This is a genomic window from Oceanirhabdus seepicola, assembly GCF_023684385.1.
Classification (GTDB): Bacteria; Bacillota; Clostridia; order Clostridiales; family Clostridiaceae; genus Oceanirhabdus; species Oceanirhabdus seepicola.
On the sequence record NZ_JAGSOJ010000002.1, the window covers coordinates 387,246 to 412,306 of the forward strand.

Consider the following 25,061-nt stretch of genomic DNA (forward strand, 5'->3'; position numbering starts at 1 on the left):
TTACCGTCCTCTAGTTTTTTAATTTAAACGATCCTGTTACAGGATTATGGTCACTGTTTTCAAATTTTAAATTATATCCATGTGTATCTATGATTTCTATATTTGGTGATACTAGAAAACCATCTATTACTTCAGTAAATGTTTCTCCTAATGTATAAACTTCACTTAAGTCTCGTACAGAAGGGTTTTTTTCATCAAATGCCCATTTAAAATCTTTTGGAGTAAAGTCTTTAGGAAGAACTTGAAGCCATTCAGGCCAATTTGACATATCATAAGAGTCCTTATTAGTTATAACATGATTCCAATCTCCACCTAAAATTATATAATTTCCAGCTTTATAGTTTTCTTTAATATAGTCTTGTAAGAACTTCATTTGTTGAACTCTTACTTTTCCTCCTTTATCATATGCTGATAAATGAAGGTTATTGATTATAAGCTCCTTTCCATTACTAACAGCTATCCTATTTTCCATCATACATCTATCTAAATCAAATAATTGTCTTATCCACATTTCTTTTCCTGGTAAATCTAGTCTATTGCTTGAAGTAACTTCGTATTTTGAAAAGAATGCTAGTCCAGACTCAACATAGCTAGTTGGTTTTTTTACAGGTACTGGTACAAATGGAACCTTAAAATTAGTAGCAAATGAAGCGCTATACTCATTAAGTATTTGTTCTATATATTCATATTGATTTATATCGTAACTTCTAGATGCTTTTTTATCAATCTCCTGTATCATAATAAAATCAGAGTTTTCTTTATCTAAAAAAGATGATATTTTCTTTAAATTATTATTAACTTGATCGTGGCTATCAGGTTTAGATCTAGTTCCTCCATCCATGAAAAAATCTTCTGTTTTATCAAGACCACAATATCCTATATTAAATGTAGTTATAGAGAAAGTAGAATCTATATCTAATAGTTCCTTGCTTTTATTTTCAACAGATAAAGAGACAATATCATCAGGTTTATAATCTGTTAATGCAATATGAGTAAAAAAAGTTATAAATATTAAAATTATTACTATAGGTATGTAAAGTAACCTTTTATATTTTTTTTTCATAATTATCTGACCTCCAAATTATATATATTGATTTAAACAACATTTTTATTCATTCTTTTCATTCTTTTCATTCTTCGCCCCCTTTAGAAAGTTTTTTTGATAAAAATATTATCATATTTAAAATATTCGACATTTTTTAGGAAAACTCCTTTATTTACACTACATGGGAAGTGTTACAAAAATAATGTCGAAGGAGAAAAATATAAGTAGTTATGTGTTGAGTCATTTATTTAATAATATTATAAAAACTTCGAAAAGACTAAAAAAGACATTGCCAAAGTAGAGAAAGTTAAAACTTCAGTTGAAAATAAAGGGAGAATATATATTCACAGGTAACTTTTAATTTTTATGTGAATAGTAACAAAATATTACATGGTTTGGTATAATATTGTTTAGGAAATAGTTTTGAAAGGCAATTTCATCTAAAGTGAATTTATTGGGAAGATAATCAATGAGGGGGCGATAGTTTGAAAAGCATTGCCATAGTAACTGATTTTAAACAAAATCATATTGTTTCAGATACAATAATGGAAAATTTAAAATATGTTTTTAAGGATTATGTGAAAATAAATAACTACTATATTGAAGAGTTCAAAGATGGGGAAAAAATAAAGGATCATGTGGTATTAGTCATGCTCGAAAACCGTCTTGTGAAAGTAAAGCCTTATGTTGATGATTTACAGAAAATAATAATTGTTCAGAGAACTATTAGAGGAAGAGAAGCTTATAAGTTATTTGAAATCCCAAAGGAAACAAAAATACTTGTTGTAAATGATTGTCAGGAAACTACACTTCAAATGGTAGCACTTCTTTATCAAATAGGTGTTAAGCATGTTAACATGATTCCATATAATCCAAATGAAAATGATGAGTCTATTAAAATTTCAATTACTCCAGGAGAAGTACATAGAGTTCCAAGTTATATTGAAAATATTATTGATGTAGGACATAGATGTCTTGATTCATATACTTTTATAAGAATAATGAATATGCTTGATATTAATAATAGAGAAATTAGTACTAATCTAATTAAATATTTTAATGAAATATTAGATTTAAATACAGGAATTAAAAATCAGTATAAAGATGTATATATTAAAAATGAACAGTTGAATAAAGTAATGCAGCAAAGTAATGAAGGGATTTTAATAGTAGATAATGATTACCATATAGTATACCGTAATATGAAATTTCAAGAGTTATTAGATATAGATTCAACAAAACACAATGACAATTTAGAAAAGCTTCTTGATGCTGATACATTTAAGTTTCTTATGAAGGAAAAATTGAATCAAGAGTTATTAAATATGAATAATGAATTTATATTAGTAACAAAGGCTTCATTAGAATATTTCGGTGAAAGAAGCGGATACTATTTCAATTTCCGAAGTATTACATATATAAAACAGTTGGAACAGAATATGAGTAGTCAATTAAGAAAAAAGGGTCTGGTAGCAAGATATTCATTTGATAATATTATTTATAAATCTTATAAAATGAAAAAATGTATAGAAATAGCTAAGAAAATTTCAAATTCTGATTTTACTGTGCTTATTATTGGAGAAAGTGGTACTGGAAAGGAATTGATGGCTCAATCTATTCATAATTATTCAAAGAGAGCAGCAAGGCCATTTGTTGCTATAAATTGCGCTGCGCTTCCTGAAAGTTTATTAGAAAGTGAGTTATTTGGGTATGAAAGAGGAGCTTTTACAGGTGCGAGAAAAGATGGTAAGCTAGGTGTATTTGAACTGGCACAGTATGGAACAATTTTTTTAGATGAGATAGGGGACATGCCTTTGGCTCTTCAGGCAAGATTACTTAGAGTTTTACAGGAAAAACAGATTATGCGTATTGGTAGCGATAGAGTAATCGATATAGATGTTAGAATTATTGCTGCTACGAATAAAAATCTTAAGGAATTGGTAAGAGAAAGCAAATTTAGAGAGGATTTATATTATAGAATTAATGTTCTTCCTGTTTCTATTCCTCCTTTAAGGGAAAGAAAGGAAGATATAATTGATATGTTTAAGCTGTTTGTAGGAGAAGACTATAAGTATTTAACTAAAGACATGAAAAAAAGGCTTCTAGATTATGAGTGGCCTGGAAATGTAAGAGAGCTTAAAAATGCTGCAGAGTATTTTATTATTATGAAAGAAATGAATGAAGGGGTGCTGCCTTTTTCTTTAGAATATGAAAATGATGATTTACAAAAGGATGTAGAAATATTATTAGATTATGGAAGTGAAAAAGAAATATATACATTATTAGATATTTTGAATAATTACACTAGAAATGAGACGGGTATAGGTAGAAAAAAGTTATTGGAAAAGTTAAGGTGTGATAATGTTGATATTGGAGAAAATAGATTGAGAAGAATTTTAAGTTTATTAAAAGATAAGGAATTTGTTAAGTCTGATATAGGAAGAAAAGGAACAAAAATAACTGGAAGAGGTATAAAATTAAAAAATAGGTTAATAAACAGGATGTAAATGGGGTGAAAATGGTTGTATTAACCTATTCTAATAGAATACACAAAGCAAAAAAATTAATACAAATGCATAAGAAAGATTAATTTTTAAAAATTAATTAGCATCTATTCCCCAATACATAGTATGTAAAGAAGTGGCTAATGGCCACTGAGCTTGTTGACAAAGTTACAATATATTGCTTTCACTCTGTTTTCTGTCTTTAGAGTGTCAGGCGTTGAAAAAGCCCAAGGTCAAGGAACAAGATGAGCGAGCAGCGCAGTGTACAAATAGTACTCGAGCAGCACAGCGAGTCTTAGTGACGATGAGATTGGGCTTTTTCAACAGCCTGAGTGGCTAATAGCCACTTCTTCTGTTATGGCATGATTATTGCTTATTCATTTTATTAGGAATATTAATGCTAAAATTCAAGGGGAGGTAAAAATATGAAAAAACCAATAATAGGGGTAGTAGGTAATATTTTGACTATGGAAAATGGTATAATGATTGGATTAGAGCGTGCATATGTAAATAATGATTACGTTAGAGCGGTAGAAAAGGCTGGTGGAGTGCCTGTGGTTTTACCTGTTATTGATGATGACGAAGCAATAATTAGCCAGGTAAAAGCATGTGATGGAATAATAATTTCTGGTGGACAAGATGTACATCCTATGTCTTATAATGAAGAACCACATGAAAAATTAGGATATGTGAATTCAAAAATCGATGAATACCAGATAAAACTTGTTAAAACAGCATTACAAGAGAAAAAACCTCTATTAGGAATTTGTAGAGGTCATCAAATCTTGAATGTTGCATGCGGAGGTACACTTTATCAGGACTTATCTGAAATGTCAGGTAGTATACTAAAGCATTTTCAAGAAGGAAAACGTTATGACTACTCACACAAAATAAAGATCAAGTCTGATAGTATTTTAGATAGATTATTTGGGAAGGAGGTTTTAATTAATAGTTATCATCATCAATGTATTAATCAGGTAGGAGAGGGATTAGAAGTTGTTGCAAATGCTTCAGATGGAGTTATTGAAGCAGTACAAATGAAAGAAAGTGATTTTGTTATGGGGGTTCAGTGGCATCCAGAAATGATGGTTGCAGGTTCAGACACAATGTTAATATTATTTAAAGAATTAATAGAAAATTGTGAATAGGGGGAATAATCATGAAAACACAAACGGCAAACGTTGTTAAAACGAAAAAGGAAAAAAAGAATTCAAATCCATTTGTAATAATATTTATTTTAATAGCTGTGGTATATGCTTTAACTTTTATCATTCCATCTGGACAATATACAAGAATAGATGGGATTCTTGATCCAAATTCATTTCATTTTGTAGATAAAATTTTTGTTAATCCAATAAAAGTTCTTTTTGCCCTTCCAGTTATGGCATATCAGGCAATGGGAAAATTATTTATTACAATGATGATTGTTGGTGCAACACTTAGGATTGTACAGGATACAGGGGCACTTGATTTAGGAATTTATTCTCTTACTAATAGATTCCAGGAAAAGGCAGTGTTGCTAGTACCAATTTTATTAGCTTTTACTGGATTTTTAGGAACTGCTAGTGTACTTATTAGTACAGTTATAGCATTTATACCATTAGGATTAACTATTGCTAGAAGACTAGAGGTGGATAATATTTTTGCAGTTGCTGTAATGTTCCTAGGTTCTTATACAGGATTTATGGCATCACCAATAAGTCCTGTATCTACAGCGGTAGCACAGGAACTAGCTGGAATACCTGTTTTTTCGGGTTTTAAGTTTAGGTTGATTTTAACAATTATTTTACTAGTTGTACTTATGGCATATTTAACTTTTTATGCACAAAGAGTAAGAAAAGATAAGAGCAAGAGTGTTATGAAGGAAGTTAATTTAGATCAGTTTGGTGAATTAAAAGATTTATCTGGTGAAAAACTTACTTTCAATCATATACTTGTATTGATAATATTCTTTGGAGGATTTGCTTTCTTCTGTTATGGTTCATCAAAGTTGAATTTTGGTGTTTCTGAATTAGCTTCTATAATGCTACCTGTGGCTATAGTTTGTGGATTAATAGGGAAATTGGGGATTAATGGAAGCTCTGAATCCTTTATTAAAGGTGCTCAGAGTATGGCAATGCCTATTATGTTTATGATTTTTGCAATGGCTATATCAGTAATTTTAAATTTAGGTGGTATATTGGATACAATTATTTATTATGTGTCAATTCCATTATCAGCATTTGGGCCAAAGTTTGCAGCAATTGGTATGTTTATAGCAAATTCAATAATAAATTTAGGTATAACATCAGGTTCAGGACAAGCTGCAGTTGTAATGCCTATAATGGCACCATTAGCAGATGTTGTTGGTATAACAAGACAGACCGCGGTTTTAGCGTATCAACTAGGCGATGGATTTACTAATTTACTAAATCCAATCAATGTATTTTTAATTGCAAGTTTAGGAATGGTTAAAGCATCAATGAAAGATTGGTTTAAGCTTGTGTTACCAATATATCTAATGTTCTTTGTTGTTATATGCATTGCATTAAGTATTGCAGTATCAATTGGTTGGGCTTAGAAGAATGTTGCATAGAAAAAGTGATTTAGGAGGGGATAATATGAAAGTTGATATATACGATAAAATAATGAATCTAGCTAATAAATACGAAGAAGATGTTATAAAAATACGAAGAGATATTCATATGCATCCTGAGTTAAGTTTCCAAGAAGTTAGAACATCAGAAATAGTTGCAAAAAAATTAGAAGAATTAGGGATAGAGGTGCAGAGAGAAATAGGTAAAACTGGTGTGGTAGGAATATTAAAAGGAAGAAATCCTGAAAAAGTAATTGCACTTAGAGCTGATATGGATGCGCTGCCTTTACAGGAAATTAATGATTTACCTTTTAAATCTATTAATGATGGAATAATGCATGCCTGTGGACATGATTGTCATACTGCTAATCTTCTAGGAGTGGCTATGATATTATCTGAGTTAAAAGATGAACTTACAGGGACTGTTAAATTTATTTTCCAACCAGCAGAAGAAAATGGCGGCGGTGGCCGTGAGATGGTTAAAGAAGGAGTTCTTGAAAATCCAAAGGTAGATGCAATTTTGGGATTGCATGTTGGAAGCATGCCATTAGGTGTTGTTGGTATGGGATATGGAGCTATATCTGCATACTCTGATAAATTCACATTGAGAGTAAAAGGAAAGAAAGCTCATACTTCAATGCCACAACAGGGAGTAGACGCAATAGTGATTGCAGCTAATATTATTACAGCTTTACAATCAATATTGTCTAGACAAATAAGTCCTTTTGAAACAGCTACTTTTTCTTTAGGACAGATTAATGGTGGAACTGCACCTAATATTGTTCCAGATATGATAGAAATAGTTGGAATGATGAGATGTGTCTCAAAAGAGGCAAGAGAGACTATAAAGACTAAGATTGAAAAAATCTCAAAAAGTGTAGCTGAGGGAATGGATGGAGATTGTGAATTTATCTTTAAGGAAGGATATCCATCAGTAATAAATGATAAAGAACTAACCGATTTAGTTAAGGAAACTACCTGTGAGAGATATGAAGCAATAAAAGATAAAATTGGATTAAATGTTCCCCAAAATTTTGATATAAAAAATTTAATAAAGGTTATTGATAAGCCTATGCTTGGTTCAGAAGATTTTGGATTCTACGCACAGAAGATTCCTGCTAGCTTTATATTTGTTGGTTCAGGAGATTCAGCACCACCACACAATTCTAAGTTTATGGTAGATGAAAAGGTATTTAAATTGACGTTAAATATATTGGCTTCAGCGGCAGTTAAGTATTTAAATGATTAGCATTATTTTATAGATATATAGGAGGAGTCGTATATGAATAATGTTAAAAATTCGGTGAAGGTTGCTGTAGTACAAGCAGCTCCCGTAATTATGAATCGAGAGGCTACCATTGAAAAAACTATAACATTAATTCAGCAAGCTGCTGAAAAAGAGGCTGAAGTTGTTGTTTTTCCAGAAGCGTTTATTCCAGCTTATCCTAGAGGACTTACATTTGGTTTTGTAGTAGGAAGTCGTACTATGGAGGGGCGGAAAGATTGGCAACGGTATTATGAAAACTCAGTTCCTGTACCAAGTAAAGTTACAGATATTCTTGGTGAAGCTGCACGTAAAGCTGGTATTTATCTAGTTATAGGAGTTATTGAAAGAGATGGACAGGGGAGCAATTGTACACTTTATTGTACTACTCTTTATTTTGGACCTGATGGAAAGCTTCTTGGTAAACATAGAAAATTAAAGCCTACAGGCTCCGAACGATTAATATGGGGAGAGGGAGATGGAAGTACGCTTGCTGTAGTTGATACACCTTATGGAAAGATTGGAGGATTAATCTGTTGGGAGAATTATATGCCTTTAGCTCGTACTGCTATGTATTCTAAAGGAGTTACAATATATATAGCGCCTACAGCTGATTCCAGAGAGGAATGGCAGGCTACAATGAGACATATAGCTTTAGAAGGAAGATGTTTTGTTCTTTCCTGCAACCAATTTGTTACTAAAGATATGTATCCTACGGATATTAATTATTATGATGATTTAAAATCACAGCCAGAAATTATGTGTTCGGGTGGTAGTACTATCATAAGCCCATTTGGAAAATATATAGTAGAGCCTGTTTATAATAGAGAGGATATTTTAATTGCTGATTTAGATTTAGGTGAAGTAATTCAAAGTAGATTAGATTTTGATGTTATGGGGCATTATGCAAGACCAGATGTGTTTGAATTAATTATCCATGAATAATAATATTAAAGAAAGTCCATGTTTAGAAATTTATCATGAATATTTGTAGATATAAAATCCCCCTGAGTAATATTCAGAGGGATTTTATAATGCAATAAAAGAATTTTTGCAAAAAATACATTTGTATTTTTGGTGATCTAATCCTATTAATATTTTCATAATATGAGATTATATGTATAGTTGTAAAGCTAAATGCAGTTATGGTAAAATGATGAATGGTATTTGAAGCAATTTGTAGGGGTTTATTATTTTAATTTAGGATTAAGGTGGTTTACTATTATGTCAAAGTTTAAAAAGAATAACTTTTTCGAATTGATTTCATCTTTAGTAAAATCAGAACAAAAGGATGATTCAGTTGAGAAAATTGATGCATCACAGAAAACATGGAAAAAGGATTATAATCCACTAAGACATATAGTCTTGTGGGGATGGGATGACAATGATAACCCTAGTTTTGTCATTTTTTATGGAAAACATGAGTTTGAAAGTACAGAAAATGATGATCATGATGATTATGATTATAATTCTGTAAGTCATATACTTGAAGATGATGTTGAGTATACAAGTTATGTTGTATTTAAAGGACAGGACGGGCATTTACCTTCTTTCGAGGCTGTACAAATTATAGAGGATAGTGGATATTATAACAGAGACGATGATGATTACCCAAAAATGTATTATAAAAAAGGGGTAAAAAAAGGTTGGTATTGGAGAAAAGATGACAATTACTTGGTTGAAGAATTTAAAAATCTAGAACCAGAACAGCAGGTTAGTTTCCCTTATTTTATTCCACAATCTTATGAGAAGTACGTGATAGAAATAAAGAAACATAACATTGAGTTTTCTGATTTCAGATTAGCAAAAGATCCAAATGAAATTTTAAAATTACAGGGTGAGCTTTCAGGGTATTATGAAATTATTAAGAGTATATTGAGTTATAACAATCTTTATATGAGAAAAAAGAATTTGAATCAATTAATTTCAAGGAATCCGCCTAAGGAAGTATATAAGACACTTTTCAAGTTAGGAAGTTCTGAATTAATATCAGGATTATTCATAGAGTTAGGAAAAATGAATAATCCAATCTTAGTTGAAGAGGCGAAAACTCTTGTTGAATCTGAAATAAAATGGGCAAATGAGAACTATGCAAAGGGTGTAAAACGATGTGCAAGTCTCTATATAAACGCTATGGACCAACAATTAAAAGCAGATAGGACGAACTGGATACGTGAATCTCTTTCTGAGATGGATTTACATCTTATTAGGATAGAGGGTAAAGATATTTTACCAGATAAAGTACTAGAGGGTTCTGCATATAGAAAGTATGCTGGGTATGGATTATTAAGTGATTATTATAGAGAATACGATTATGAACAACGTAAATATATTGAAGATAAGGCTCCACAGCGTTATAAGATAGGTCCTTACACAGATGGTACAAAACTAAAACTTATTGATTTTAAAAATACTATACAAGAAGCTGAGATTTATGGATTAGCTGATGTAATTGGGAAAGTAGCATATTACGTAGATGCACCAAGATTAACTTATTATTTTAAAGGGAATGATAGAACAAAACAATTAAATTATTTTCATAGATATGTAAGAAGAATCATTGATTCTTATGGAAAGAATAATCCAGAGAAATTTATAGAAGCTATGAAACATCTTTTCATTAGTTACACACCAGCAGATTATGTATGTAAATTTCGCAGTAACTTCCAATTTAACAAGTATATAAGGCATTATTTATATTATGATTTTAAGGAAAAACCGCCTTTGGGATGGGATGATTGGGAAGAACGAGCGGAGTGGATGAGTAATGACCAACTAATGAAGCTTGAAGGTCGATACGAGTTCATGAAGGAAATATGGGATAATCATCTAGAGGTTGTAGTAGATATTGCTATTGGATCGCAGGTTAATCAAATAGTAAAAGCATGTTATTATATCTTAAAAGATTCTCCAAATACTAATGAATTAATAGAGAATATGACATATAAGCAGTTAATTAATTTGGCGCTTGTGTCCTATAAACCACTTGCTGAAATGTTCATAAATATTCTTAATAACAAGCTGCAGCAATTAAATACATTTGATTCAGAATTGATGATTGCTTTAATTGGTTCTTCAGATAAGAAAATGTATGAAATTGCTATGGAGTTCTTTGAGAACACTGATGGTTTATTTTCAGCTTGGGATGTGGCAGATTTATTATTCTTAGATAATCTTGAAGAATGGATGGAACTGTTTAAGAAAAATCTTTTTGCTTTAGAGGGAACTCAATATGTAGAGTTCATAAGCTATATAATGAATAATGTAACTAAATTTGCAGAAATAGATGGAGATATTTGTGAAGATATCAGAGATATGCTAACAATGTCCACAGAAAAAGTGAAGGATGTTTCAAAATCTGAAAAGCTAATGTTAATGTCAGATTTAATTCAGGTATTGATTTATGGACAAAAAATGCCAGAGTGGCTAGGGGTATTTGTGGAAGAAATTATTTTTTCATTATCCTACGAAGATTTACAATCTTTACTTGAAGAAATGGATATAGAATCTGAGAAAAAAGCAATTCCAGAGAGAAACAGACAAATTATTTCTGTTTTAGAGTCAATAAAGAATGGAAAGGTACCTAATGATGCTCAAATTATAAGTATCTTGGACTCTGGTACTTCTAAAATGATTAAAATGCTATTTGATATTGTTACAAAGAATAGTAAAGAACTATACAGTAGATTTTCAACTTTATTAATTATGTTGGAGTCAGAGGTAACTGTATTAAATAAAATAGCAGAAGAGATTTTTGATGATATGCCTAAGGAAAGACAAAAAAAGTTACATGGTCTTATTATTGATTCTCCTGTAATTAGAGCTTACTCATTTGGGCTTAGAAAATTGGACATGATTTATGGTAATTTAATTCCTGAAGAATTTATCATTCAAATGTTAGAGCATACTTCTCATGATGTGAAAGCTTATATTTCGGATAAAATGAATAAAGTTTTGGATAATTCAGGGGATGGAAATGAGGAGATTTTCATGTATTACATAAAGACTCTATTATTACTTCCTAATAAAATATCCAAGGGTAAAGATAGAGTATATGAAGCTATTCCAAAGTTTGTGATTAAGCATAAGCAGAGATTAGATGAAGTTGAGAGTATGTTACTAGATATTGGAGGTTCTAATATCATTAAGGATTCAGAACGTGCACTGATTGCACTAGCTAAAATTAGAGAGGAGCAACAAAATAGTTGTTAAAGATATGCTAAAATGTGTAATAACATAGACAAAAGTATATTTTTAAAACAAAAGCTCCCTATGTTTGTAAAGAGCATAGAGTGATAGGTATAACCTATCCAAAACTCCTTTAATTGCTGGAAGTCCCTAAAGCTAGCTAAACTACAACGTAAGGTTGAAAGAATCCTAAGCGTGAATGTTACGAAAGTAGAAAAAAATAGTTAGATGGCATAAGGTTAAATCCTAAGTGCTTATACAATGGGTAATCAGCAGGGAAGTCCCGAAAAGGGAAACCTTCAACGACTAGAGAGAAATCTCGTACCTGCAAGCGTGGGGAAATGGGGAGCATCCATAATGGATGGTGATATAGTCTGTGCTTATGTGAAAGCATAAGAAGTTCATAAGAGAACTGCATGAGAATTAGCGATCTCATGTGAACGCTCTAAAAAATGTACAAATGTGTAATTAGATTAGTTCTAATCAATCGTATTTTAAAGTTTTATAAAAATTAGCTAGGCGTTTTGAAAAGTTATTTCACTTTTATATTATTCTGCTTTTTAGCTATTTTAAATATTACCTCTGAAATCTTGTATTTTTATTATAATTATGTAAGATAAGTGCTTGAAATTGGGAACACTATATAATAAAGATATCCCAAGGTGAGGTGATTAATAGTGAATACTATAGTGAAAACTGTAAAACAACATTCATACGAATTAGAGAAAGAAACCTTGAAAGAATTATTATTCATAGGAAATCAATTTAAGAATGTTAAGAATTACGTATATTCAAGATACAGTGGTATCAATAGTATTCCATTATTGTCAAAACCAAGGGAAATAAGAGATGAATGGGTAAAATCAAGCTTTGCGAACCAGTGGAAATTACCCGCTAGGTATTGGAAATTAGCATTAAGTGAGGCTATAAGCAATATAAAAGCTGAATGGAGTAATATAAAAAGAAGAATTAAAGAACAATGCAAAGCAAACTATAATTTGGCTAAAATAGATAAGCATTATATAAACTATATTCTAAAATCAAATGAATTATATCACAGAATACTTACACATGAGGAATATGACATTCCAAGTAAATTCAAGGATGTTGATTTGAATTTTAAATACTTAAATAACCTTATTAGGAGATACACTAGAAAGTATAAGGGAAAGATACCCTATTCTTATAAGTCAACTACCTTTTCAGTAGATATAGGGTTATATTCATATAGAGATGATGGGATAAATATAACCTGTACTAAAAAGGGTAAGAGATTACCTATTAAATTAACAGATAGTAAAAAATATGATAGAACTTTAATAATCAAAGTAGTTGAAAATAGAATAGAAGTTCATATACCTTTGAATATCAGAGCTAAATATCACAAAGATTATGAAAATATAATAGGAATAGATAAGGGATACAAGTATTTATTTGCAGTATCAAGTGGTAAGTTTTATGGTGAAAATCTCAATGATTATTTAGGAAAAGAAACTGAAAGATTGAATGAAATTAATGGTAAAAGAAATAGGTTCTATGCTTTATATAATCGACATTTAGAACAAGGTAATGTTAAAAAAGCTAATAGTATATTACAGAATAATTTAGGTAGAGTAAAATATGATCACAACAAATTAAAGCACAATGAAACAGTTAAATCTTATATAAATCATTCATTAAACAAACTAATTGATAAAGAAAAGCCAAAGGAAATAGTTATGGAGCATTTAGATTTTGTTAATTGGAGTGGAAAATATCCTGAATCTGTTAAGAGAAAGTTATCAAGATGGATAAAAGGATATATAAGAGAAAGACTTGAATATAAATGTAATTATAATAATATAAAATATACCTATATTAATCCTGCATATACAAGCAAGGTGTGTAATAAATGCAGTAGTTTTGGAATAAGAAAAGGTGATATATTTACCTGTCCTAAATGTGGAGAAATTCATGCTGATATAAACGCTAGTGTTAATATTTTAGATAGAAAAGATGATAAAGAAATTAGTTTATATACAAATTATAGAATAGCTAAAAAGATTTTAGAAGGCAGAGCTATATAAATAGAAATTATAGTTACATCTTGAACTAAAAAAAATGTTAAAGCGTTTATTGTTTTCTAATTCGGGAAGTGCAAAGGATGATTTCTATTTATATATAGTTAAAACTAAAAAGAGTATTTAATCACAAATATATGTACCTCATAGAAATATGAAGCATGTATTTTATCAGAAATGAGGGTTGAATACATCTTTAATTATAAAACTTTAAAATACGGTTGTGGGAGATTTATTCATATGAATAAATGCACTGGCCCAACCTAGGCTTTAAACTATCATAAGATAGAATAAGTGCGAATTATCTAATTTGAGTACATTTGTACATATTTTTAGAACCAGGTCATGTTACTTGAAAGTTAATTATCAATATGCAAGTTCATCAATGTGTATTAATCAAGGAGATCAGACAGTTTTAGGGCTTAGTCCTGACCTTTCAAGGGATGAGAAAGTATCTTTTGCTGGTAAATTAAAACATCCCCTTGTTTTTAGAGATGCTATGCTCATGCTCCGTGAAATTGTTGTTTCAGATATGAGTCAAAAAAAGAAAGAAAGAGTTGAATTTTTTGCGTGGCTTGAGCAGGAGATAGAAAGACAAATACTTGAGCACGAACAGTATATGCCTGAAGTAAGAGAAGACTTGCAAAAAAATATGGACGAACTGTCAAATGAAATAGGACAAAAAGATCAAGATATAAAAAAGTTAGTGGATATTAAAAACCACATAAAGAAAGAAATTGACAAGCATGATATTTGGAATGATTATAATAAAATCGAAAGAGATTTTTGGAAATTTATAAGAGATAGAGATTATGCATTATGGTTTGTATTAGACCCTGTAATAACTGTACATCCTGACCAAGTATCCTTTGAAGCATTTTCTATAGATGAATCTACATATGGATGTTTATCTATTGATATGGATGAATTTGAATTACTTCAAGAGCCTCAGCTTGGAACAACAAATATAGATTTTTCAGCTAAATTAGCTAGGGAAATGGAAAGATTTCGTACATATACAGATGTAGAATTGTCAGTAAATCCAGGAGGATTTACTGTAGATACAGGGGTCATGCCTGAACATATAGAAAAGAAAATAGATTTGCCAGAAACTTGGATAAAGGGCTTTAATCAGGTATCTTCAGCAGCAAGTCTTGGAGGAATAGATATTGAATTATCTCCTGTAGATATGTATGATATATGTTCTTTTTTAAGAAGACATAAAGCACATAAAAGTCCTAGATATATGAAATGGGTGTTAGAGCCTGGTAAGCCAGTGAAAATTGTTTTTGAACCTTTTGGAAAAGAATGTATTCTTAAAGCAATTTATAATGGAGAGAAAAAGCGTGAAGAAAAAATATGGGGAAGAAGACGTTGGATGGTTATGGAGAAGATAATACCCCTTGCTAAATCTTTTAAAGTTCGATTGCTTGGTTTTGGAATGCCACAATTTATAACAGCAGATTTAGGAACAATGAAGATGACTATTGGTTTTTCTTCATGGTCTTCTAACGACTGGGTAAAGGGTACTGCCTTTAATATTTTAGGTGGATTTATTGGAGATGGAAACTATGAGGGTATTTATAAGCTAATGAAAGAGCAAAGGTGTTTATCCTTAGAGAATATTTATGGCAAATTGGATGATACTTCGAAAAAAGATAATAAAGCAGGAGTAGGTATGCTATTTAGACGTGGAGAAGGGTATTTCGATGCTATTAATGATACAGTACGATTTAGACAGTTGTGCAATACTCCTATTGCTAAAGAATTATATGAGACAACTCCTATGGAATTAAAAGTTCAGGAGCTCATGGATGAAGGAATGGAACATTTTAGATTAAAAATCACAAGTGATAAGGAATTTGTTGCATCACATTCATTTAAAATACCTAATAGCAAATATAGGAATTGGAGATATCATGGTTCAGAAGACTACAATCGAGAATATAATATGACAGATACGGAACTAACCATTGATGAGGATGGTCAAATTTCTAAAGTAAAATGTACATGTAAGGAGTTCAAGAAGGGACCGAGGAACATTTCAGCTCCTTGTTCGCACATTCTTGCTTTATATATGAGAGCTTCAAAATTTTTAAAACTTGAATTAAAGCCAGATCAAGAATATAAAATGAATGATATTATGGAGTTGTTACTATGATAGATAATCATGAAACTATACAAAATACAAAGACAGAATATAGAGAAAGGGTAAATCAGATGGGTAAAAAGGAATTCACTCTGTTAAAGATGCAGGAATATGGATTTTGGCCAAAAAATTTACCTACACCATACGAAAGACAAGATAATGAAACACCTGAACAGTATGAGAAAAGAAAAGAGCTTTTAAAAGAGTATAATAAAATAATTGATGATATTGATAAATTATATAAAGAAAAAGATGATATCAATACAAAGTTACGCCAATTAAAGAAAGAATATGATCAAACTTGGGATTATGAAAAAATTCGATTAGATGTAGGAAAGAAAATCATGCAAGAGTCCATTGCAAGGCGTGCTGAAATAAAGAAGCAGCGAGAACTTGAAAAACAGCAGCGTTCAGAAGCATGGGAGAAAAAGAAGGCTGAAGAAATCGTGTTTATTGGAAAAGGATATTCTGGGCTGCTGCATCACAGAGAAATTGATGAGGAAAAATTATTATCTCAAGGGTTACCTATTATAAAAACGGATAAAGATTTGGCTGTATTATTGGGTATTGAGTATAAAAAGCTAAGATTTTTAGTTTATCATAGAGATGCAGTTTACGTAGATCATTATAATAGATATGATATTCCTAAGAAAAAGGGTGGTTTTCGAAAGATTGCAGCTCCAAAATCAACAATGAAAATTGCTCAAAGAAAAATTTTAGAAGAGATATTATCTAAGATTTCTATTTCAGACCATGCACATGGATTTTTAAAGGGTAAGTCTGTTGTTTCAGGAGCCGAAGCTCATATTAAGCAGCCTGAATTACTGATTAATATGGATCTTGAAGACTTCTTTCCTACAATAACATTTGAAAGAGTTAGAGGAATGTTTAAGGCCTTTGGATATTCAGGATATATTGCTTCATTGTTGGCTATGATTTGTACTTATTGTGAACGTATGCCTATAGAAGTAAGAGAAAAAATAAAGTACGTTAAAACATCAGAGAGAATTCTGCCACAAGGATCACCTGCAAGTCCTATGATAACTAATATTCTTTGTATGAAATTAGACAAAAGACTAAGTGGACTAGCTTCTAAGTCGGGTTTTGTGTACACAAGATATGCAGATGATATGAGTTTTAGTTTGAGAGAAGAGAATACTCTAGAAAGTTCTGATTTAGATACTAGGAAATTTTGTGGCTTGATTTTAAAAATAGTTAGTGAAGAAGGTTTCAAAATTAATAAAAGCAAAACACGATTCTTAAAGAAGAATAATCGTCAATGTATTACTGGTGTTGTTATAAATAATGAGCAGATTGGTGTTCCAAAGAAATGGATAAAAAGATTAAGAGCTGCTATTTACAATGCTAATAAATTGAAGATGAATGGAGAGGTACCATCTGAAGTAATAAATGAAATATCAGGTATGACAGCATGGATAAAAAGCGTTAATGCTGAAAGATATAAAGATATTATTGATGATGCTATGAAATTAATAAAATAATAAATTGTTAAGTATTGAATTTGTAGTTTAAATTTGGTATAATAACTAAAGAAATTTGAAATTTAATAATAGATTCCTTGGCCTTTATGCCTCGGTGCTGCGCCGCGGTGGAGATTTACATAGCATACATCACCAGGTTGTGCGCAATTCGCTTCGCTGCCACTATTGTGTGAATGAAAAACCTATCCTTCGGTTATTCAACAATAGTGGCGCTCCGCTGAAGTGTCACAACCAGATATAAGAACAGTTAGCAGGGAATCTATTATTTGTTTTATAAATATGTATAAATTGTGGAAGTTATCTGGAGACGGATAGCTTTTTTTTATCATGAGATGGGAAAAAATGTCTGGGGGTCTGACCCGATATGTTAAATAGGGGGAGTATGAAAATGATAAGGGAAATAACTAAGAATGAATGTAGAGATTTAGCAAAGGTTGCTGCATACGCATATCCAGGGGCTGGAAGTGGTGATTCTTTTGTAGATGGAATGAAAAAATGGCTGGAGAAGATAACAGAGGAGTGCTCAAATGAAAGATTAATAGGGTATTTTGATGGTGGCAAACTCATAGGGGGATTAAGGTTAATAGATTTTAAGATGAATGTTAGAGGAAAAATAATAGATACTCAAGGAATTGGCTTAGTATGTGTAGATCTTCTTCACAAGAAGGAAAAAATAGCAAAGAAATTATTAGAGTATACTTTAAAAAATGCTGAAAAAGAAGGGGTTAAAATGATGTTATTAGATCCTTTCAATGTTCAGTTTTATAAGAATATGGGATTTGGATATGGAACTAAGGTATATAAATACATGGTTAAACCAAATGCTTTTCCAAGAGGGGATTCGAAGAAAAATCTATTATATCTTAATAAAGAGGAACATAGAGAGCTAGTAAGAAAATGTTACAATAGAGTACAGAAGAATACCCACGGTTTGATTGAGAGGCAAGAGTTTGATTTAAATAAGTTATTTAGTGAGAAAAATATTATTATAGGGTATATGAAGGATAATCAACTCTTAGGATATTTGGCTTTTTCCTTCGAACAAGTGAAAGATAACTATACATATTTGAATAACATGATTGTAAAAGAATTTATATATGAAAATCAAGAAGGATTAGAAGAACTGTGTACATTTGTTCATTCACAACTGGATCAGGTAGAAAGAGTTATTATGGAAATGAATAATGAATATATTGAATTCATACTTAGTGATCCAACGAATGGATTATATGAAGGTTTCAATACTGCTCATTGTGAGGTTAGTGTTACAGGTATAGGAAAAATGTATAGAGTACTAAATTTAAAGTCAGTAATGGAAGAATTAAAGGATGTATTTGCATCAATGATTGATTTTAAACTTAAGTTAAATGTACATGATAATTTCATGGAAGAAGGCAAACAAAGTGTAATTTTAAGCTTTGAAAATGGTAAGGGTATTATAAGAGATGGAGCTTATGATGTTGAAGTTTCAATTGATGTTTCAGATTTCTCATCACTTATTATGGGTGTAATACCATTTAATCAATTGATGAAGTATGGTAGAGCAAGGATATCAGATTTAAGTTATCTTTCAGCAATTGATTCAATATTTACTCAATGCTCTCCTGTGTGTTTAACTGAATTTTAGGATGAATTTCAATTAATATTTATCAATTAATGGATTCTAGATTAAATCATATTTTAAGTTCTTATGAGGGATGTTAGAGTGAGAAAAAAATGATTTTAATAATTTCTAAAGTATCTAAAAGTAATAGAGACATATCAAGAATATGCCTCTATTACTTTTAATTTATTCCCTTAATTCTATGACAACTTATCAAGTGATTATTACCCATATACTCCAAATGTGCTTCACTTATTTAAAATACTACAATATATAATTGAAAATGGATTTATTACAAATAAGATATGTAATATTAATAATGTAAAAATATCATAAGTCTCAGCATGTTATATAACAGAAAATAATGTTGGTGTATATTTTTAAAATAAACCAACTAAAGTTTTCACTAATCACAAAAATAAACATATTATAAATTGAATCAAGAATTCGGAGTGACATAGTTGTTATATGCACTTATATTAGCAGGTGGAAAAGGCACAAGATTATACCCATTATCACGGGAGGAAAATCCCAAACAATTTCTAGATATTATAAATAATAAGAGTTTTTTAAGAAACACAATTGACAGAATAAAGAAAGTTGTAGCTCTTGAGAATATATATATGGTAACTAATAAGGATTACTACGGTAAGATCTGTGAAGAGATTCCCGAATTGAATAAAGATAATGTTTTTGTTGAACCTGCGAATAAGGAGACCGCTACATGCATAGGTCTCTCAGCGGTGAAACTATTAAAAAAAGATAAGGATGCAACAATGATTGTACTTCCTTCAGATCACTACATTGATGGTGAACAACAATTTAGGGACACTATTGAAAACGCAGTTGAAACAGCACAGAGAAGACGAGGATTAGTAACCATAGGTGTAAAACCAACAAGACCTGAAACAGGGTATGGATATATAGAAATGGGAAACCGTGTTAGTGGTGAAATACCGACTTATAAGATTTCAAGATTCCTAGAAAAACCTAACCTGGAGGTAGCAAAAGATCTACTGATGAAAGGGAATTATCTTTGGAATAGCGGAATGTTTGTATGGAGAGCAGATGTATTCCTAAGAGAGATGGAAAAATATCTAGGAAAGACATATAAAAGACTTATGGATATATATGTTAGCCTAGATACAGAGAATGAAGATAAGATAGTTGAGAATCAGTATAACCTCATAGATGGGATATCGGTAGACTTTGGAATAATGCAGAAGACTCGCAAAGGATATGTGGTTAAATGTGAGTTTGTTTGGGATGATGTAGGTAATTATGGAGCATTGAGCAGATTCCTGAAAAGTCACAATGGAAATGGTGTAAGAGGAAACGTGTTTATAGAACAATCAGAAAATTGTTCTGTGTTTGCGAAAGATAAATTCATTATAGGATTTGGAGTCAAGGACTTAGTTGTCGTTGAAGACGGAGATGTAATCCTTATAATGGACAAAAATAGAGATCAAGAGGTTAAACATCTAGTGAATAAATTAAAAGAGAAAGGGAATTACCAAGGGTACTTATAGATGAAGATTTCCTAAGAACTTATGGAGATATTCAAAATTAAATTTGAGACAGTATTAATAATCCTCACAGAGTTATTCTGTGGGGATTTTGATTGTATATGGTATAATACAATCAAAATGAAATACTGTATATATTTAGAATCTTACATAAAATTAAATTATCAAATAAAGAGAGTTGTAGCACATACTGCACTAGATATAGTAAGGAGAAGAGAGTATGAATGAGAAGCGTTTACCGAAAAATTATAAGCATCAGGAAAAGAGCATTATAAAACAAGTTAAAAAACAAGGGATAGAACTGATAGATGTGATATATGTGGACTTTGAGGAAGAGCATAAAAATGAAGAAACACTAAATAATACTGTGAAATCAATCATTGGTGGAAAACTAAAAGTTACTTATGCGCAAGTATTTATATTGAACAAGCATGGTAAAAAACAGATTTATATACAGCCATATTCTGGACCCACTCCTTTGCCGGGGGAACATCATGTATTATTATCAGGAGGATTTTCTTCACCAATTGTACTTAAAGATCAAGAAATGTATGGTGGTCCTAGTTGGAAATGTGAAGATTTGGCTCTGGAAAATAAAGTAAATAAGGAGGGTACTTCCTTAGAGAAAGCATCAAAACAAATAGAATTCCAATGGTCGGTAAGAACTGGAAAGATAGATTTAGAGTGGGCTGTACAATTATATTATCTAGGTGAAGGGAAATCTCATTTAATCATGCAGTCTGGATATTATGGAGGATTTAGAACATATAAAGTTGGGTTTAAGGCGTTTGGTGAATTGGTAGAGTCGCTGAAAGGTGTGTTGGAAAATAATATCCAAGGGGAGCAGCAGCCATTATACCAATCGTTTTATAAGGATATAGTAAATAAATTTTTAAACAAGTAGGTAAACCTCTATAGTGAATGATTTTACAATTACTTTACAAATAGGAAATAATATCTATATTTGTTATTGGTATTATGTTTATAGAAGGAAAAGAAATAATTAAAAGGGAGAGGGAAAGGCTATGAAAAAAATAATATCAATAATAACTACACTTGCATTAACATTAACTTGCTGTGCTTCAGTCAGTGCAACAACAGCAGAGAAAACTGGAAGGTTAAATTTGAAAACTTTATTTAACAGATCAACAATAAAGGGGTCTGACAATTCAGAAACAAAAACATTTGAATTAACAGACTTCAATAAGATATCTGCATCTCATGTATTTCAGGTGACAATTGAAAAATCAAATGAGTTTGATGTAGAGGTCACTTATGATGATAATTTATCTGAATATCTTGAGGTTGAATTAAAGGATGATACTCTAAGATTATCTCTTGATAATAAGCACAATTATGATGATGTAACTCTAAAGGCTACAGTTAAAGTGCCTGACATATGTGAAATAAATGGTTCGGGAGTAACGAGTTTTGAACTAAAAGAAGGATTTGAATTTGAACACGATCTTTATGTGGATCTTTCAGGAGTTAGTAAACTCACAGGTAAGATAAAAATGGGAGACGTTGATATAGACATTAGTGGTTGTAGTAAAGTTAAGCTTGAAGGCTCTGGAAAAGATTTATCTTGTCATGCATCTGGTGTGAGTGGTGTTGATTTTGAGGAATTTCAAGTAGATAACGCTGATATACAAATTAGTGGAAGTAGCAATGCTATAATAAACGCTGATGGAAAAATTAAAGTTGCAGCAAGTGGAATCTCCAAGTTAGAGTATAAAGGAGATGGAACAATTGAATCTTCAGGCGTATCTGGTCTTTCTGAGGTAAAGAAGATAAAATAGATTAGATTAATATCCCTACAGAATTTTCTGTGGGGATTTATTATTTAATACTGTTTGAATTTATTAACCACACATATATCATACTAAGAATAAAACTATTAGAATATGTATTAGCTTAATATTCAATGAAATAGGAGAAGAAAAGATGAGTAAAGATATTAGGAGAATAAGAGTTTATAGTAATAAACTTAATAAATCTATTCAGGTATGTGAGACGGTGACAGAAAAGCTTAGGGGTTATGGATTTGAAATCGTTGAGGAGTCGCCTGACCTTGTGGTATGTATTGGAGGAGATGGAACTTTTATTAATGCACTGAAGAACCTTAATTTTGATACAGAAACAGTGTATGTTGGGATACACACCGGTCACCTTGGTTTTTTGCAAGAGGTTAATACACAGGATATAGATTACTTCATAAATTGTTTGAAAAATTCTCATTATAAAATAGAAAGGCATAGGATACAGGAGACTACGGTTACTTGTAGTGGAAACAGTGAGAAATTTCATACTTTCAATGAGGTGGTAATAAGGGATGATAACCTAAAGGTGATTCACATAGAGATAAATATTGACGAGAACAGTTTTGAAAGATTCTCAGGTGATGGAATAATTATCTCAACACCAATAGGTTCCACTGCATATAATATGTCCGCAGGGGGAGGGCTAGTATTCCCATCACTGGATATTCTTCAATTGACCCCACTTGCACCGTTAAACTCAGGCGCGTATAGGTGCATAACAAACAGTATATTAGTACCCCCAGATAAAATTATTAATATTACCCCTTTAAATAGGAAGGATATATCCATATGTATCGATGGAGAGGTTAGAACTTTTAAATGTGTAGATACAATACAATCAAAGATGTCACCTAAATATATAAAAATGTTGAGGCTTGAGAATTATAGCTTCTGGACTAGAATAAAAGAAAAGTTTTTATAGAGAAACAAAATCCCCACAGGTTGTTATGTGGGGATTTTCATGTGCCTTATTTATAATCTAATACCACTTCTCCAATCTCCTTTAGGAAAGGGATACTCTTAGAATGATATTGATATATGTCATCAAGATATCCATTTTTATTTGCATAAATTACAGCTGTTAATAGAAATTCTTTTTTTGATGTGTCGTCGTAGAAATAGCCATTATCAATGAAGAAACCATAAGCCATTCCATACTTATTTAGCATATGAATATTTTTTTTATAAGAGTATGGATTTCCTCCATACAATAAATATTTATGATCAGTTTTTTCAAGATATTTTCTTAAAAAGACCAAATCATCATGTGTTAGATTATACTTATATTCATTTTTAAAATAATCATTAAAAATTACAGCAGATAGTATGCCTTGAAGATCCTTTAATGAACTAGAATTCTTTTTTGAAAAATCTTTTTGCACACAAGAACCTAAAGTTAGGCCCGTTGGATGGGTGTTAAATAAATTGTTACTATTATATTTTTCAGGTTGTGAATAAATGGGATTACCACTTTCATCTAAGAAAGTTATTTCACTGGAATATTTATTATCTTCATAATCAAATATTTTACTTAAACGATGAATTATTTTAGTATTATTATAGCCATGTTTTTTCAAATGTTCATTATAGTATTCTTGACCCAAAAATTCATACAACTTATTAAAAGAGTAGTTATCACTATACAATAAAATATTTTTAATATAACCATAAATAGAATTAATGGTTTCCCTAGTTGGAACTTCTCTAGATTGTGAAAAATCCATAGTACTATACATATCTAAATTTTTAATATTCAGGTTGTTGATTTTCTCTAATGATAAAAGGCAAGATGATAATTTTATTGAACTAGCAGGATAAAAATAATTCTCATCAACCATGTTATAAGAGTAGCTATCAAAATAAGGTACTCCATTTGTATCCCTAGTTACTTCTGTGTAAAGAAGTTGAAGCTTATAATCATCTGGATTATTTAATATATTTTTAGTAGTACCTGATACATTGTTTTTTAGGTATTCTCCAAACCATTTTTCATCTCTTTTACTAACATATCGAAAAGATTGAAAGTAAGATTTTTTAGAAGATTTAACATCAATTTTTAAACTATAATTCTCATTAAGTTTATAACCATCCTTTGGAGGGAGGATAATTAACATGTTATTATTATCCTTATCTATACCATAATCTAGAGTATAAGATTTTTGTGAATCTCTAAAACTAACTTTCACATCTTCAATATCTTTAATAGAATCATCAAGAGTAATATTCCATTTATAAGAGCTATCAAATATTCTTTTATAATTAAATATCGTAGCATCAGTGTTAATTATTGTAAATTCAAGTTGAGGACTATAGAAAAAAGATTTTTTATAGTCATTAATATTATTATCTGTAGGACTCTTCACTTTGTCACAGGATATCATGATATTGTAATCTTCAATATTAAATGAAGTCTTATTAATAAATAACATGGTTTTAGGACCCATTTTAGTTCCTTTCATAGAATTACACAAGATTCCATCTGATTTGAGAAAATTCCAATTATCATCAGTTAAGTCCTTTTTATAATATATAGAATAATTTACATCCTTATTTGGTGAATTAGGCAAAATTAATATGTAATCATTTGAAATAGATTTTTCTAAAACTACATCATCATATTTTATTATGTAATCAAGATCTTTACCGTAAACTTTTATAGAAGGAATACAAATTAATAATATCATGGTAAAAATATAAAAAACTATTTGGTTATAAATTCTCATATAAGCCTCCATATTCTAGTATTTTCAATAATAACCTTATATATATTATGTTTTAATAAATAAAATTAATTCTATATTTTGCAAAAGATTAGATGATTTGCA

Annotated in this window: 17 protein-coding genes; 15 read left to right on the forward strand and 2 right to left on the reverse strand. The window is 30.5% G+C overall.

What is annotated here, in order from left to right:
- Positions 1 to 10 precede the first annotated feature (10 nt).
- Positions 11 to 1,063, reverse strand: coding sequence for an endonuclease/exonuclease/phosphatase family protein (locus tag KDK92_RS09435; protein WP_250859014.1), 1,053 nt, complete (start codon positions 1,061 to 1,063; stop codon positions 11 to 13).
- A 467-nt stretch (positions 1,064 to 1,530) separates the two neighbouring features.
- Here KDK92_RS09435 and KDK92_RS09440 point away from each other — a divergent pair, with 467 nt between their 5' ends.
- The 15 genes from KDK92_RS09440 to KDK92_RS24805 all read left to right on the forward strand — a co-directional run bounded on the left by KDK92_RS09440 (position 1,531) and on the right by KDK92_RS24805 (position 23,158).
- Positions 1,531 to 3,552 carry a sigma-54 interaction domain-containing protein gene (locus KDK92_RS09440; protein WP_250859015.1) on the forward strand — a complete coding sequence of 674 codons (2,022 nt, stop codon included), beginning with the start codon at positions 1,531 to 1,533 and terminating at the stop codon, positions 3,550 to 3,552.
- 422 nt (positions 3,553 to 3,974) lie between these two features.
- Positions 3,975 to 4,697, forward strand: a complete 723-nt coding sequence (locus tag KDK92_RS09445) for a gamma-glutamyl-gamma-aminobutyrate hydrolase family protein (protein WP_250859016.1) — start codon at positions 3,975 to 3,977, stop codon at positions 4,695 to 4,697.
- Between the two features lie 11 nt (positions 4,698 to 4,708).
- Positions 4,709 to 6,109, forward strand: a complete 1,401-nt coding sequence (locus KDK92_RS09450; protein ID WP_250859017.1) for a YfcC family protein — start codon at positions 4,709 to 4,711, stop codon at positions 6,107 to 6,109.
- A gap of 40 nt (positions 6,110 to 6,149) precedes the next feature.
- On the forward strand, positions 6,150 to 7,373 hold the full coding sequence (locus tag KDK92_RS09455) for a M20 metallopeptidase family protein (protein WP_250859018.1): 1,224 nt from the start codon (positions 6,150 to 6,152) through the stop codon (positions 7,371 to 7,373).
- 33 nt (positions 7,374 to 7,406) lie between these two features.
- Positions 7,407 to 8,333 carry a carbon-nitrogen hydrolase family protein gene (locus KDK92_RS09460; RefSeq protein WP_250859019.1) on the forward strand — a complete coding sequence of 309 codons (927 nt, stop codon included), beginning with the start codon at positions 7,407 to 7,409 and terminating at the stop codon, positions 8,331 to 8,333.
- Between the two features lie 279 nt (positions 8,334 to 8,612).
- Positions 8,613 to 11,600 carry a hypothetical protein gene (locus tag KDK92_RS09465; protein WP_250859020.1) on the forward strand — a complete coding sequence of 996 codons (2,988 nt, stop codon included), beginning with the start codon at positions 8,613 to 8,615 and terminating at the stop codon, positions 11,598 to 11,600.
- A gap of 237 nt (positions 11,601 to 11,837) precedes the next feature.
- Positions 11,838 to 11,972: a hypothetical protein gene (locus KDK92_RS24530; RefSeq protein WP_276575934.1), complete on the forward strand. Its 135-nt coding sequence runs from the start codon at positions 11,838 to 11,840 to the stop codon at positions 11,970 to 11,972.
- A 281-nt stretch (positions 11,973 to 12,253) separates the two neighbouring features.
- Positions 12,254 to 13,642 carry an RNA-guided endonuclease TnpB family protein gene (locus KDK92_RS09470; RefSeq protein WP_250859021.1) on the forward strand — a complete coding sequence of 463 codons (1,389 nt, stop codon included), beginning with the start codon at positions 12,254 to 12,256 and terminating at the stop codon, positions 13,640 to 13,642.
- Between the two features lie 379 nt (positions 13,643 to 14,021).
- A complete protein-coding gene (locus KDK92_RS09475; protein WP_250859022.1) occupies positions 14,022 to 15,797 on the forward strand; it encodes an SWIM zinc finger family protein in 1,776 nt (591 codons plus the stop codon).
- Positions 15,794 to 17,287, forward strand: a complete 1,494-nt coding sequence (locus tag KDK92_RS09480; protein ID WP_250859023.1) for a reverse transcriptase family protein — start codon at positions 15,794 to 15,796, stop codon at positions 17,285 to 17,287. The genes KDK92_RS09475 and KDK92_RS09480 overlap by 4 nt, the downstream gene beginning before the upstream one ends.
- A gap of 388 nt (positions 17,288 to 17,675) precedes the next feature.
- Complete coding sequence (locus KDK92_RS09485) at positions 17,676 to 18,914, forward strand: GNAT family N-acetyltransferase (RefSeq protein WP_250859024.1); 1,239 nt, start codon at positions 17,676 to 17,678, stop codon at positions 18,912 to 18,914.
- A gap of 437 nt (positions 18,915 to 19,351) precedes the next feature.
- Positions 19,352 to 20,419 carry a mannose-1-phosphate guanylyltransferase gene (locus KDK92_RS09490; protein WP_250859025.1) on the forward strand — a complete coding sequence of 356 codons (1,068 nt, stop codon included), beginning with the start codon at positions 19,352 to 19,354 and terminating at the stop codon, positions 20,417 to 20,419.
- A gap of 217 nt (positions 20,420 to 20,636) precedes the next feature.
- A complete protein-coding gene (locus KDK92_RS09495) occupies positions 20,637 to 21,320 on the forward strand; it encodes a hypothetical protein (protein ID WP_250859026.1) in 684 nt (227 codons plus the stop codon).
- Positions 21,321 to 21,441: 121 nt separating this feature from the next.
- Positions 21,442 to 22,215 carry a head GIN domain-containing protein gene (locus KDK92_RS09500; protein WP_250859027.1) on the forward strand — a complete coding sequence of 258 codons (774 nt, stop codon included), beginning with the start codon at positions 21,442 to 21,444 and terminating at the stop codon, positions 22,213 to 22,215.
- Between the two features lie 118 nt (positions 22,216 to 22,333).
- Positions 22,334 to 23,158 (forward strand): NAD(+)/NADH kinase, encoded by an 825-nt coding sequence (locus KDK92_RS24805; RefSeq protein WP_338115265.1) that lies wholly within the window; start codon positions 22,334 to 22,336, stop codon positions 23,156 to 23,158.
- Positions 23,159 to 23,204: 46 nt separating this feature from the next.
- Here KDK92_RS24805 and KDK92_RS09510 read toward each other — a convergent pair whose 3' ends face one another.
- Positions 23,205 to 24,959 carry a serine hydrolase gene (locus tag KDK92_RS09510; protein WP_250859029.1) on the reverse strand — a complete coding sequence of 585 codons (1,755 nt, stop codon included), beginning with the start codon at positions 24,957 to 24,959 and terminating at the stop codon, positions 23,205 to 23,207.
- Positions 24,960 to 25,061: the final 102 nt, after the last annotated feature.